Source organism: Steroidobacter sp. (genome assembly GCF_036406195.1).
Lineage (GTDB): Bacteria > Pseudomonadota > Gammaproteobacteria > Steroidobacterales > Steroidobacteraceae > Steroidobacter.
Genome location: NZ_DASWVW010000047.1, coordinates 76,657 through 89,799, shown reverse-complemented (window position 1 = coordinate 89,799; position 13,143 = coordinate 76,657). Strand labels below are relative to the sequence as shown.

General features: G+C 62.9%; 12 protein-coding genes. 8 read left to right on the top strand and 4 right to left on the bottom strand.

From position 1 onward, the window contains the following. Positions 1–16: 16 nt before the first annotated feature. Genes hisD through hisIE form a run of 7 tightly spaced genes read left to right on the top strand, consistent with a single transcriptional unit; the run spans position 17 to position 6,202 of the window. Positions 17–1,318: a histidinol dehydrogenase gene (gene hisD / locus VGE08_RS18665; RefSeq protein WP_349258742.1), complete on the top strand. Its 1,302-nt coding sequence runs from the start codon at positions 17–19 to the stop codon at positions 1,316–1,318. Continuing rightward, positions 1,315–2,391, top strand: a complete 1,077-nt coding sequence (hisC, locus tag VGE08_RS18660; protein ID WP_331069419.1) for a histidinol-phosphate transaminase — start codon at positions 1,315–1,317, stop codon at positions 2,389–2,391. Before hisD ends, hisC begins: the two co-directional genes overlap by 4 nt. Next, complete coding sequence (hisB, locus tag VGE08_RS18655) at positions 2,388–3,464, top strand: bifunctional histidinol-phosphatase/imidazoleglycerol-phosphate dehydratase HisB (protein ID WP_331069418.1); 1,077 nt, start codon at positions 2,388–2,390, stop codon at positions 3,462–3,464. Before hisC ends, hisB begins: the two co-directional genes overlap by 4 nt. Next, positions 3,464–4,069, top strand: coding sequence for an imidazole glycerol phosphate synthase subunit HisH (gene hisH / locus VGE08_RS18650; RefSeq protein ID WP_331069417.1), 606 nt, complete (start codon positions 3,464–3,466; stop codon positions 4,067–4,069). Before hisB ends, hisH begins: the two co-directional genes overlap by 1 nt. Before the next feature lie 17 nt (positions 4,070–4,086). Beyond that, positions 4,087–4,845: a 1-(5-phosphoribosyl)-5-[(5-phosphoribosylamino)methylideneamino]imidazole-4-carboxamide isomerase gene (hisA, locus tag VGE08_RS18645; RefSeq protein ID WP_331069416.1), complete on the top strand. Its 759-nt coding sequence runs from the start codon at positions 4,087–4,089 to the stop codon at positions 4,843–4,845. Then, the gene (gene hisF, locus VGE08_RS18640) at positions 4,809–5,576 is read left to right on the top strand and encodes an imidazole glycerol phosphate synthase subunit HisF (protein ID WP_349258741.1); all 768 of its coding nucleotides are present in this window, start codon (positions 4,809–4,811) and stop codon (positions 5,574–5,576) included. The genes hisA and hisF overlap by 37 nt, the downstream gene beginning before the upstream one ends. After that, on the top strand, positions 5,573–6,202 hold the full coding sequence (gene hisIE / locus VGE08_RS18635) for a bifunctional phosphoribosyl-AMP cyclohydrolase/phosphoribosyl-ATP diphosphatase HisIE (RefSeq protein WP_331069414.1): 630 nt from the start codon (positions 5,573–5,575) through the stop codon (positions 6,200–6,202). Before hisF ends, hisIE begins: the two co-directional genes overlap by 4 nt. 99 nt (positions 6,203–6,301) lie before the next feature. Here the strand turns inward: hisIE and VGE08_RS18630 are convergent, their stop codons facing one another. From VGE08_RS18630 to VGE08_RS26590, 3 genes are all read right to left on the bottom strand, one after another. Beyond that, complete coding sequence (locus VGE08_RS18630) at positions 6,302–7,159, bottom strand: copper resistance protein B (RefSeq protein ID WP_331069413.1); 858 nt, start codon at positions 7,157–7,159, stop codon at positions 6,302–6,304. Next, a complete protein-coding gene (locus VGE08_RS18625; protein ID WP_331069412.1) occupies positions 7,156–9,075 on the bottom strand; it encodes a copper resistance system multicopper oxidase in 1,920 nt (639 codons plus the stop codon). The genes VGE08_RS18630 and VGE08_RS18625 overlap by 4 nt, the downstream gene beginning before the upstream one ends. A gap of 78 nt (positions 9,076–9,153) precedes the next feature. After that, positions 9,154–9,486, bottom strand: coding sequence for a CopL family metal-binding regulatory protein (locus VGE08_RS26590; protein WP_414717511.1), 333 nt, complete (start codon positions 9,484–9,486; stop codon positions 9,154–9,156). Between the two features lie 302 nt (positions 9,487–9,788). Between VGE08_RS26590 and VGE08_RS18615 the strand changes: the two genes are divergently transcribed. Then, the gene (locus VGE08_RS18615; protein ID WP_331069410.1) at positions 9,789–10,328 is read left to right on the top strand and encodes a hypothetical protein; all 540 of its coding nucleotides are present in this window, start codon (positions 9,789–9,791) and stop codon (positions 10,326–10,328) included. 98 nt (positions 10,329–10,426) lie between these two features. Here the strand turns inward: VGE08_RS18615 and VGE08_RS18610 are convergent, their stop codons facing one another. Continuing rightward, a complete protein-coding gene (locus VGE08_RS18610; RefSeq protein ID WP_331069409.1) occupies positions 10,427–13,039 on the bottom strand; it encodes a bifunctional aspartate kinase/diaminopimelate decarboxylase in 2,613 nt (870 codons plus the stop codon). Positions 13,040–13,143: the final 104 nt, after the last annotated feature.

The following is a 13,143-nucleotide window of genomic DNA, read 5'->3' as shown; positions in this document are numbered from 1 at the left end:
GATCGTGAATCTTGCGTTGCTGGAGTGGTCGAGTCTTTCCGCGGATGAGCGGCGTGCTGCCTTACGGCGGCCCGCGCAAGCGGATACCGACGGCTTGCATCGACGCGTCAGCGAGATCATCGCGAACGTCCGTTCGCGCGGCGATGAAGCGCTGCTCGATTACACCGCGCGCTTCGATGGCGTGAAGCTTCAGACTCTGGAAGTGAGCGCCGCCGAATTCGCCGCCGCCGAAACTGCTCTGACCAGCGAGCAACGTGCTGCGCTCGAACGCGCCATTGGCAACGTGCGACGCTTCCATGAAGCGCAGGTGAGCAGCCCGCTGCGAGTGGAAACATCGCCCGGCGTCGTCTGTGAGCGCCACTTTCGTGCGATCGACGCTGTGGGCTTGTATGTTCCGGCGGGTGTAGCTCCCCTGCCCTCCACGGCCATCATGTTGGCGGTGCCTGCAAGCACCGCGGGCTGCCCGACCCGCATCATCTGCACACCGCCTCGCAAAGACGGCACGGCCGATCCAGCCGTGCTGGTCACAGCCAAGCTGTGCGGCGTCACTCGCGTATTCAAGGTCGGTGGCGCACAAGCCATCGCCGCGATGGCCTACGGCACGGCGAGCATTCCCAAAGTCGACAAAGTGTTCGGCCCCGGCAATTCCTGGGTGACGGCTGCCAAGCTTCTCGTCGCCAACGATCCCGATGGCGCCGCGCTCGATCTGCCGGCCGGTCCTTCGGAAGTGCTGGTCATCGCGGATGAGCGCGCCAATGCCGAATTCGTCGCGGCCGATTTGCTCGCCCAAGCCGAGCACAGTGCGGACGCGCAAGCCATTCTCGTGACCACGTCGCGGGCGCTGGCCGAAGCGACACTCGGACAGGTGGAAGCTCAAATGAAACGGCTGGGCCGGGAAAGCACGCTGCGAGAGTCCATCAATCACGCACGCCTGTTCCTGGTCGACTCGCTGCAAGCGGCCTTCGAATTGAGCAACGCATACGCACCGGAGCATCTGATCGTGCAAGTTGGCAACGCGCGCGACTGGTTGCCAAGCATTCGCAGCGCCGGCTCGGTATTCCTCGGCCAGTGGACACCGGAAACCATGGGCGATTACTGCAGCGGCACGAACCATGTGCTGCCAACCTATGGCTTTGCCCGCGCCTACAGCGGCCTGTCGTTGGTCGACTTTCAGAAGCGCATGACCGTGCAGGAGCTTACTGCCGACGGTCTGCGCGATCTCGGCCCGACCGCTGTCACCATTGCCGGACTCGAGGGCCTCGACGCACATGCCAATGCAGTGCAAGTGCGCCTGAGCCAACTCGCCAATCCCATATGAACCCGATCCTGAATCTCGCGCGGCCCGACATCCTGTCGCTGCAACCGTATCAACACGCGGCTTGGGAGCCGACGCTGGAGCGCATGCACGCCAATGAAATGCCCTGGCGTGCCGAAGGCGACCGCACGGAAGCCGGCCTCAATCGCTATCCGGAGCCTCAGCCGGATGTTCTGATCCATCATCTCGCCAAGCTGTATGGAGTCGCGCCGAAGAACGTGCTCGCCGGACGTGGCAGTGATGAAGGCATCGACCTGCTGGTGCGCGCTTTCTGCCGTGCCGGCATAGACAATGTGCTGATCTGCCCGCCCACCTTCGGCATGTACAAGGTCTCGGCGCGCATTCAGGGCGCCGGCGTCATCGAAGTGCCATTGGTCAAGGAGCGCGGATTCGAATTGGATGTGCAAGCCGTGCTGGCGGCCTGTCGCGAGAATGTCAAACTCGTGTTCGTGTGCACGCCCAACAATCCCACGGGCAACCTGTTGGACCGCGCTTCGATCGAACTGCTGTGCGCGCAACTCAGCAACAAGGCACTCGTCGTAGTAGATGAGGCGTACATCGAATTCGCCGGCGTGCCCAGCATGGCGCAGGATCTCGAGCGCTTTCCGAACCTGGTGATTCTGCGCACGCTGTCCAAGGCCTATGCGCTGGCCGGCGCCCGCTGCGGAGCGTTGCTCGCTGACGAGGACATCGTCGGCCTGCTGGCTCGCGTGATCACGCCCTATGCCCTGCCGACGCAAACCATCGACTCCGTACTGAACTTCACCGATGAAGCACACGTCGCCGAGTCGAAGCAGCGCATCGAGCTGATCCTCAGCGAACGTGCGCGGCTCGCCGGGCGGCTGGCCACTCTGCCACTGATCCGCCAGGTGTGGCCGAGCAACTCGAACTTCATTCTCGTGGACTGCATGGATGCGGACGCCGTGCTGCGAGCTACGATCGAGGCGGGCTTGATCATTCGTGATCCTCGCTCGCAGCCCGGACTGAGCACCTGCCTGCGCATTTCAGTAGGCACGCCCGAGCAGAACGATCGCCTGGTTCATGGCGTGGCCCGCGCCTCCGGAGCAGCAGCATGAGCGGCCAACGCGTCTTGTTCATCGATCGCGACGGCACGATCATCATCGAGCCCGCCGACAAGCAGATCGACAGCCTGCAGAAGTTCCGCCTCGTGCCGGATGTGATCGCCGCGTTACAGCGCCTGCGTGATGCCGGCTACACGTTGCTCATGGTGAGCAACCAGGACGGTCTCGGCACCGAAAGCTTCCCCGAGCCGACATTCCGCGAGCCGCACGAGTTTCTGCGCGAGTTGCTGGCCTCGCAAGGCATCGTGTTCGCCGCAGAGTTCATCTGCCCGCACAAGCCTGCCGACAATTGTCGCTGCCGCAAGCCGAAGACCGGCCTGCTCGACGACTATCTGCGCACGCATCCCATCGACCGTCAGCACAGCTACGTCATCGGCGATCGCGAAACCGATCTGGAACTGGCGCGCAACCTCGGTATCGAAGGCATTCGCGTCCGCACCGAAGAAACACCGGGCGACACCTGGCCGGAAATTGTCGCACGCCTCACGGCACCGGCCCGCGTTGCGACAGTGGTTCGCACGACCAAGGAAACGGACATCAAGATCGACGTGAACCTGGACCGGGAAGGGCCGATTCACATCTCCACCGGACTGGGATTCTTCGATCACATGCTGGAGCAGATCGCCAAGCATGGCGGCTTCTCACTGCAGCTCACCTGCAAGGGCGACCTGCACATCGATGAGCATCACACCGTCGAGGACTGCGCGCTGGCCTTGGGCACGGCGCTGAAGCAGGCGCTCGGCGACAAGCGCGGCATTCATCGCTATGGCTTCCTGTTGCCCATGGATGAAGCGCTGGCGCAGGTCGCGATCGACCTGTCGGGCCGGCCCTACTTCGTGTTCGAAGGCCAGTTTGGCCGCGACAGCGTCGGGCAGTTGCCCACCGAGCTGGTGCCGCACTTCTTCCGCTCTCTGGCGGAAACACTGGGTGCGGCCATCAACCTGAAAGTTCAGGGCGAGAACACTCACCACATGATCGAAGCTTGTTTCAAGGGCGTCGGTCGGACACTCCGCCAGGCAATTCGCATCACGGATACCGAACTGCCGAGCACCAAGGGCACTTTGTAATGCAGCTCGTGATCATCGACAGTGGCGGTGCCAACATCGCTTCCCTCCGGTACGCGATCGATCGGCTCGGTGTGGCGTCCGAGCTCACGACCGATCCGGCGAAGGTTCGCGCCGCCTCGCATGTGATTCTGCCCGGCGTGGGCGCTGCGTCGGACTGCATGGGGCGTCTGCAGAAGATTCCCGGCCTGGTGGATACGATTCGCAAGCTGCGCCAGCCCATGCTGGGCATCTGCGTCGGCATGCAGTTGCTGTTCGAATCGTCGGAAGAAGGTGAAGTGCCCTGCCTCGGCCTGCTGCCCGGCCGCGTGCGCCGCTTCGCCGATCGTGACGACCTGCCCGTGCCGCATATGGGTTGGAATCAACTGGAGTTCGATTCGCCTTCGCCGCTGCTCAAGGACATCAGTCCGGGCGATCATGTTTATTTCGTGCACAGCTATTCCGCACCCGTGGGGCCTTTGACACTGGCATGCGCCACTTACGGCGAGCAGTTCTCGGCGCTGGTTCAAAGCGGCAATGTGTTCGGCGCACAGTTTCATCCGGAACGCTCGGCGCGCACCGGCTCGCTGCTGCTGCGTAATTTCCTGCAACTGCAACCGACTCACTGAACGACGTCTATCGAGCCATGGAGCTGATTCCCGCCATCGATCTGAAGGACGGCCGCTGCGTGCGGCTGTTCAAGGGCGACTTCGCCGCCGAGACCGTTTATTCCAACGATCCGGCTGAGATCCTCGCCCGCTACCGCGGCTTTGGGGCACGACGCATTCACGTCGTCGACCTCGACGGCGCGAAGGACGGCACGCAGGCCAATCGCGATGTCATCGTGAAGTTCGCCAGCGATCCGTCGGTGAAACTGCAAGTCGGCGGCGGCCTGCGGTCCTTGGATCGCGTGAAAGCGCTGTTGGATGCTGGTGTCGAGCGCGCCGTCATCGGCAGCGTAGCGATCAACTCGCCCGAGGTTGTCATCTCGTGGCTATCGGACGTCGCCCCCACACAAATCGTGCTGGCGCTCGACGTGCGGCTCGATGATTCGGGCGTACCGATGCTCACCACGCATGGCTGGCAACAGTCCAGCGGCGTAACACTGTGGAACGTGGTGGAGCGCTTCGCGCGCTCCGGCATCGCCCACGTGCTCTGCACAGATGTCGCCAGGGACGGTGCGCTCACCGGTCCGAACTTCGAGCTATACGCAGAAGCGGTACGGCGCTTTCCGGAATTGCAGTGGCAGGCCTCGGGCGGCGTTGCGACCGCCCGCGACCTGATCGCCCTGCGCGACTGCGGCGTCGCCGCGGTGATCAGCGGCAAAGCGCTGCTGGAAAACAAGATTTCTTCTCAGGAGTTGCGGCCATTCTTGCCAAACGCATCATCCCCTGCCTCGATGTAAGAGACGGGCAGGTCGTCAAGGGCGTGCGCTTCCGCGATCACGTGGTCGTGGGCGACATCCTGGAGCTCGCCACGCGCTATCGTGACGAAGGCGCTGACGAGTTGGTGTTCTATGACATCACCGCAAGTCCGGATGGACGCACGGTGGATCGCAGCTGGATTCGCCGCATCGCGCGCATTCTGGATATTCCGTTCTGCGTGGCCGGCGGCATTCGCAGCGTCAGCGATGCCGAGGAGGTCCTGGGCGAAGGTGCGGAGAAGGTATCGATCAACTCTCCCGCTCTGGCCGATCCCGAATTGATCAACCGGCTCAGCGCACGTTTTGGTGTGCAATGCGTAGTCGTGGGCATCGATAGTCAGACGATCGACGGAGACTATCAGGTGTATCAGTTCACGGGCGATCCGGAGCGGACCCGCAATACGGCACGCAAGACGTTGGATTGGGTGCGCGAAGTACAGGAACGAGGCGCGGGTGAGATCGTGCTCAACTGCATGGCGAGCGATGGCGTGCGCAAAGGCTATGACATCCCTCAACTCAGCGCAGTGCGAGCGCAGTGTCGAGTGCCGCTGATTGCCTCCGGCGGCGCTGGCGCGAAAGAACATTTCGCCAGCGTATTCAGCGAGGCGAAAGTGGACGGCGCGCTGGCGGCGAGCGTGTTCCACACTGGAGCGCTGCCGATTCCGGAGCTGAAGAACTATCTGCGTGAGGTCGGCGTCGAGGTCAGGCCATGAAACTCGATCAGATCGAGTCGTTCGATTGGAGCAAGGGCGAGGGTCTGCTGCCCGCAATCGTGCAGGACGCGACCAATGGCAAGGTGCTCATGCTCGGCTACATGAACCGGGAGGCACTGCGTAAAACGCTTGGCGAGAAGCGCGTGACGTTCTACAGCCGCAGCAAGCAGCGGTTGTGGACCAAGGGGGAAACCTCAGGGAATTTCTTGCACCTGGTCGATGCGGCAGTTGACTGCGACAACGATTCGTTGCTCATCACGGCCCATCCCGACGGACCGACGTGTCACAACGGCACGGATAGTTGTTTCGGCGATGCCATCTCGACCACGGCCACACAGCTCGCCTTCCTGGCGCGACTGGAGTCCGTGATCGAGAAGCGCGTCAGCGAGCGGCCCGAGGGCAGCTACACTGCTCGCCTCTGGTCCGATGGCAAGACCCGGATGGCCCAAAAAGTGGGCGAAGAAGGCGTCGAGGTCGCGCTGGCCGCGGTGACGCAGGATGATGACAAGTTTGTCGGCGAAGCGGCTGACTTACTGTTTCATCTCACGCTGCTGTTGAAGAGCAGGCAACTGTCGCTGTTGGATGTCCTGACTGAGCTCGAGCGGCGGCACGCGGCGAAGAAGTAAGCGCGCGACACGTTGCCATCGCCATCGTCATCTGGCGACTCGCTGGTGAACCCAGCGAGCGCCGTAGATGACGACGGTTCTCAATATATTGGCAAGAGTTCAGAACCACGCACGCACTCCCGCGACAAACTGAACCTCTTCAGCATCGCCGCCGTGCTCCCGCACCAGGTCGGCGGTTTCGCCAAACTTGCGAGACCACATCACGCCGACATACGGCGCGAGCTCTCGGCGGATTTCATATCGCAGGCGCAGCCCCAGCTCGGCATCACTGAGCCCCGAGCGGATGCCATTGGCAATGTCGTCCTTGCCATAGAGATCGACCTCGAACTTCGGCTGGAGAATCAGCCGCTGCGTCAGAAACATTTCATACTCGGCCGAGAAGCTGGCGGCGGTGCGCCCCTGCTCGCCCACGTACATCAATGCTTCCACCTCGAACCAATACGGCGCGAGTCCTTGCACGCCGAATGCTGCCCAGGTGCGAGACGGTCCCTCGCCAAAGTCGTGCGCGACGCCGGCTTGCACGCTCCACCAGCGTGAGAACACGCGATCCCACAACAACTCCACCGAGCCGTCGTATTCGCTGTCGAGGCGTTCGCCTTCGGTCTTGAGCAGTGCCTTGTCGTAATCATTGCCATAGAAGGCGCGACCCTCCCAAGCCAACGCGTCGCCTTCATCGGTGTCCCGCCACTCGAATTGCTCGAACAGCAGCAGGCCGTAGGGCTCGGTGTCGTCCATGTCCATCATCTCGGCCATTTCCTCCTCCGACATGTCCCCCATCACACGCTGCGGCGGTGGCGGAGGAATGTGGGCACGTTCGCTTTCGGTGCGCGGGTCGGCATGCCCCGCGTGATGAGCGTGCTCTTGATGCTGGTGATGCTGATGTTGTTCCTGAGCCGCGGCCAAACCTGTCGAGGCCAGCAGCGCCACCGCGGTGCTCCATCGAATGAGCGCGTTCATGAGTGACCTCCATGGCCGCCGTGACCACCGTGACCGCCCTGACCGCCCTGACCGCCGTGACCGCCTTGGCCCCCTGAACCGCCGCCTCCATCAGGCTCCACATGCACCTCTCGGAACATGCCAGCCTCCATGTGATACAGCAGATGGCAGTGGTAGGCCCAGCGCCCGACCGCATCCGCCGTTACGGCGTAACTGAGCTTCTGCGCCGGATTCACATTGATCGTGTGCTTGCGCACCTGAAAGTTTCCCGAGGCATCTTCCAGCTCGCTCCACATGCCGTGCAGATGAATCGGATGCGTCATCATCGTATCGTTCACCAGCGTGATGCGCAGGCGCTCGCCGAGCCGGAACTTCAGCGGCTCGGCTTCGGAGAACTTCTGGCCATTGAACGACCAGACGAACCGTTCCATGTGGCCGGTGAGATGCAACTGGATCTCTCGTCCCGGCTGGCGCCGATCGATGGGTCCGCCGATGGTGCGCAAGTCCGCGTAGGTCAGCACGCGACGGCCATTGTTTCGCAAGCCGACGCCCGGATCGTCCAGACCAACGTTGAGTCGTTCGGCCTGCATGTCCTGCAGCGGCGTTGCTTCGCTCGCCGGATGCCAGACGGCAGGCGCGGAAGCCTGCCCCGACATATCATGGCCGGCGTGTGGATCGGATGACGCGCCGTGATTCATGGCACTGTGATCGACCGCGCCGCCGTGCGATTCATGTCCGCTCGATCCATGTCCGCTCGATCCATGTCCGCCCGATCCATGTCCGCCCGATCCATGACTACCATGAGACATTCCCATGTCGCTCATCGACAATAGCGGCCTGGGATCCAGCGGCGGAATCTCCGCTTCGAGCCCAGGGCTCGGAGACAACGTGCCACGCGCATAACCGGAGCGATCCATGGCCTGCGCGAAGATCGTATAGGCACGATCGTCCTTGGGCTCGACGATGACATCGTAGGTTTCGGCCGCGCCGATGCGGAACTCGTCCACCGACACCGGTTCGACATCCTGGCCATCGGAGGCGACCACCGTCATCTTCAGCCCGGGAATGCGCACGTCGAAGATCGACATCGCCGAGCCGTTGATGAAGCGCAGCCGCACTTTCTCGCCGCGCGAGAACGAGCCCGTCCAGTTGCCTACTGGCGCCGCCCCGTTCATGAGATACGTGTAGGCGTACCCCGAAACATCGAGCATATCGGTGGGATTCATCCGCATCTCGCCCCACATGCGGCGCTCAGCGATGGTTTCGCCCCAACCGTTCTTGCGCACATCGGCGAAGAGATCGCCAACGGTGCGGCGTTGGAAGTTGTAGTAGTCGCTGTGCTTCTTCAGCACCGAGAAGATCCGTTCAGGATCGATATCGGTCCAGTCGGACAGCATCACCACGTAATCACGCTCGGCCGGAAAGCGCTCGCCGCCGCGACGTTCGATCACGATCGGTCCGTACAGTCCGGTCTGTTCCTGGAAGCGCGAGTGCGCGTGATACCAATACGTGCCGTACTGATTCACTTTGAAGCGATATAGATACTCGCCCTTGCTGGGGATGCCCTCGAAGCTCAGGCCCGGCACGCCGTCCATGTCCGCCGGCACGATCATGCCGTGCCAGTGAATGGAGCTGCGCACGTCGAGCCGGTTCGAGACCCGCAAAGTGACCGTATCGCCCTCGCGCCAGCGCAACAGCGGCGCCGGGATCTGCCCATTCACCACCGTGCCGATACGTCGCTTGCCGGTGAAGTTGAACGGCGCCTCGCCGATTTGCAGGTCGAAGTGAGTTCCGGTGAGTACCGTTTGCGCCTGGCTTTGCGCCCAGCCGCTGCCGCGTGGCGCCCCCAGGACGAACAGCCCGGCTCCCGCCGCCTGTAGAAAAGATCTGCGCGAGAGCTGCGGCAAACGCGCTCGCGATGATTGCATCGATGACATGGAACTCTCTTGATTGAAGCAATGACATGCGAGGCTGGCCCAGGCACCCGAGCCACAGCCGCGCTCAGCCCACGAGCATCAAGAGAATCGGGCGGGAGGTCGGAACAGGCCGGACGGACGCTGCGACGGGAAGCGCTCCAGCCCCTGTGAAGTACGCAGCAAAGCCGTGGCGACAGGACTCAAGACCAGGGCATCCAATGCCACGCAAGGAACATGCAAGCAGGGGCATTCGCACTCGTCGGACTGGCAGCAATCCGCCCCAGCGGAAGCAGTGTCCGCAGTCGAATGACCCACATGATGAAATTCGGACTGATGGCCTTCGTGCCCGGAGGAAACCGCGGCATCTGCGAGAATCTCGGCTGCCAGCAAGGAATGAGCCGTACCCGCGCCATCCGCGTGAACCGCCGGCATGGCATGGCCCAGCTCGCCGATGACCAGGCGGGTCACCAGTAGAAACATCAAGGTCCAGCGCTGCCAGCAGAATTTACGCACCGGCGAAGAGTACAAGCCGACCTCCGGCTGCGCAACGACTTGGCCGTCAGACGCTCTTTGTTGGCCGTCTTCCGCTCTCTTGCGATCGTCTTACATCGGGTCGGCGGCCTCTGAAGGGATCGCCTGTCGCCTCGCCAGTAGCCACCAACGATGATTACCGCAGCGGAACTTGCCACCGCGCGTTACGTTGAGTGGAAACACGAAGCGTTGAGGATTTCGCCATGCAAATGTTGGCTTCAAAACTGATTCCCGTCGCGATCGCCAGTATTCTGTGCGGCGTGGCCGTGGCCGGCGGCGGCAAGGACGACAAGATGTCCATGATGGACAAGGACGGTGATGGCAAGGTGTCCGCGGCCGAACATGCCGAAGGCACCCGCATGTTGTTCGGCAAGATGGACACGAACCAGGACGGTGTGCTGACCGAAGACGAAATGGACGCGGCGCATGCCTCCAGGATGGGCAAGGGTCACTCCAACCAGCAATCCGCCTCTCGCGGCGAGGGCCCGGGCGAGCAGAGGATGGGCGACAAGAAAGCTTATGACCCCTCCGGCACGGGCAAGGCCATGCCCAAGCAGATGTCGTCCGCCCAGAAGATCGCCGCCATGGACACCGACAATGACGGCAAACTGACGGAGGAGGAACACGCTGCTGGCGCGAAGAAGATGTTCAGCAAGATGGACTCGGACGGTGATGGGGTGTTGACGGCTCAAGAGCTACGCGACGGCGAGCGCTCCATGGTGACCGCTAGCGACACCGACTGACGCCGCTCACACGATCGGCAACGGAGCGAAGCGGGCCTGCGTGGCCCGCTTCGCTTTTTACACGTCCAACCTTTTACGCGTCCAACCCGGGCGTTGCTTCAAATCAAGACTTCGATCGCCGGCTCGCGCAGGTTGTAGGTCGAGCTCATCGCGCGGCCGTAAGCGCCCGCGGTCGCGATCAACAGCACATCGCCTTCCTGCGTCGGCGGCAGCAAGCGATCCGTGCCGAGCGTATCGCCGGACTCGCAGATCGGACCCACGACATTGACGATCTCGGTCGGCAGATCGTCCAGCCGGCTGAGATTCACGATCTCGTGATGCGCGCCGTACAGCGCCGGACGAATCAGCGAGTTCATGCCGGTGGCGACGCCGACGTAGTGCACCTCGCCCTTGCCCTTCAGCTGCGTCACCTGCGCCAGCAGCACGCCGGCCTCGGCAACCAGATAGCGGCCCGGCTCGATCCACAGCGCCAGGTTCGGATGCGCAGCTTTCAGCGCGGCCAGGGTCTCGCCAAACTCGGAAAGCACCACGCCCTGCTGCCCCAAACGCTCCGGCACGCCCAGACCGCCTCCCAGGTCGACGATGCGTACATCCTTGAACCGCTGGGTGAGCGCAGTGAGCGTATCGCCCACTGACTTCCAGTTGTCGACGCTGAATACGCCGCTGCCGGTGTGAGCATGCAGGCCGACCACACGCGCTCCGGCCGCCTTCACCAGCCGCTCCAACTCGTCCATCTCGAACAACGGCACGCCGAACTTGGAGTGCACGCCGGCGGTCCGCACCTTGTCGTGGTGGCCGCGGCCATAGCCGGTATCGATGCGAATGAAGACTTCGCGGTCCTTGAACAGCTCCGGCCAGGCTTTCAGCGGATGCAGGTTGTCGAGCGTCACCCAGATGCCTTGGTTCACGCCCCACTCGTACTCCGCTCTGGGCGCGAAGTTGGGCGTGAACAGGATCTTCTGTTTGTCGAGCGACGGCACGGTCTTCAGCACGTGCTCGACCTCGTAGCGAGACACGCACTCGAAGCCGAGGCCCTGCTCGGCAAAGAGCTTGATGATCTGGGGATGCCAGTTGGCCTTGAGCGCGTAGAACACGCTGTCGATGCCCGGCAGTGCTCGCAATGCCTTGGCCTTGGCGGTGAGCGTCGCACGGTCATAGACGAACGCGGCGCCATGCTCGCGGCCCAAGGCGATCAGATCGGCCCTGCGCTCGTGCCACCACTGCTTCAGGTCGGCGGCACTCTTGTCCTTCGGACCATACAGCTCTTCCCAGGTCGGGCCGAGCACGCGATCCGCGGTCATCTTCTGAATGGCGATGTCGTGCAGGCGCGAGACCAGCCGGTCGCCCTGCGCCTCGTCGATCACGAACGTGATGTTCAGATCGTTGGCCGCCTGCGTCACCAGATAGATCTTCTGCTCTTCGAACAGCTCCAGCGCGTCGCCGAGCCGATGCAGAATGGCGCGAATGTTTCTTCCGACCAGGCTCACCGCCGCGCACGGGCCGATGACTTCGACGCGGCACAGCCGGCCGAGGTCCCCCACCAGCGCATCGAGCGTCGCCTTGTCCAAGGTGTTGGCGGCCGGGTCGAGCGACACGGTGACGCTGGTTTCCGAGGTCGACACCAGATCGATCGACAGGCCGTGATCCTTGAACACCCGGAAGGCATCGGCGAGAAAGCCCACCGAGTGCCACATCCCGACGGTCTCCATCGAGATCAGCGTGATGTTCTTTTTCATCGTGACGGCCTTCACCTGCGCGGCGACGTTGCCACCGTGCGTAGTGATGACCGTGCCTTCGAGCTTCGGCGTCTGCGTGGCGAAGACATACAGCGGAATGCCGTACTGCTTCACCGGCATGATGCACCGAGGATGCAGCACCTTCGCACCGCTGCTCGCAATTTCCTGAGCTTCGTCGTATTCGAGCGCGCGCAACAAGCGAGCCGTCGGCACCTGGCGCGGATTGGCGCTGAACATGCCAGGCACGTCGGTCCAGATCTCCAGCCGTCGCGCCTGCAGCTTGACCGCGAAGTAACTGCCCGAGGTGTCCGAGCCACCGCGTCCCAATAGCACCGTGTCGCCGTTCTCGTCGCTGGCGATGAAGCCTTGCGAGATGAACACTCTGCCGGGCGTCGACCAGCGCCGCTGCAGTTCCTGATCCGGTTCGTAGTTGCACGTCGCGGACAGATAGCTCGATCGCATATTGGCGTTACGACGCTGCTCGGCCTTCAGCACCGTGCGTGCATCGACCCACTGCGTATCCAAGCCTTGCGCCGTAAGGAACGCGGCGCCGAGTTGCGTGGCCATCAACTCGCCCTGCGCCATCACGCGGGCACGCAGGCGATCGCTCACTTCACCGACCAGCGCGATGCCTGCCGCGATCTGTCGCAAACGTTTGAATTGTTCCTCGAGCATCTGGCTGGGCGTGACGCCCAGATCGCGCGCCAGGTCGCGATGGCGCTGCTCGATCTGATCCATCACTGCTTGCGCCTCGTTGCTCGGCGTCTTGTGCGAGTCGAGGGACAAGGCGAGCAGCTGTTCCAGCCGATCGGTAATGCCCGACAGGGCCGAATGAACGATGACCGGGCGCAGCCCCTCGGCCAGACGCTCGCGCAGCACCACCGCGATGTTTTTCCAATTAGCGACGGAGGAAACGCTGGTACCGCCGAACTTGAGCACCACCCACGGCGACGCCGCGGGCGTGGAATCAGCCATCGTCATTTGTCAGCTCTTTAGCATGGTGTGGAAAAGGATCGGGTCGCGCGGCCAGGCGCACCATCCTGGCTCCGGCCTCGAGAGCTTCGCCGGAGCGGTCAGCT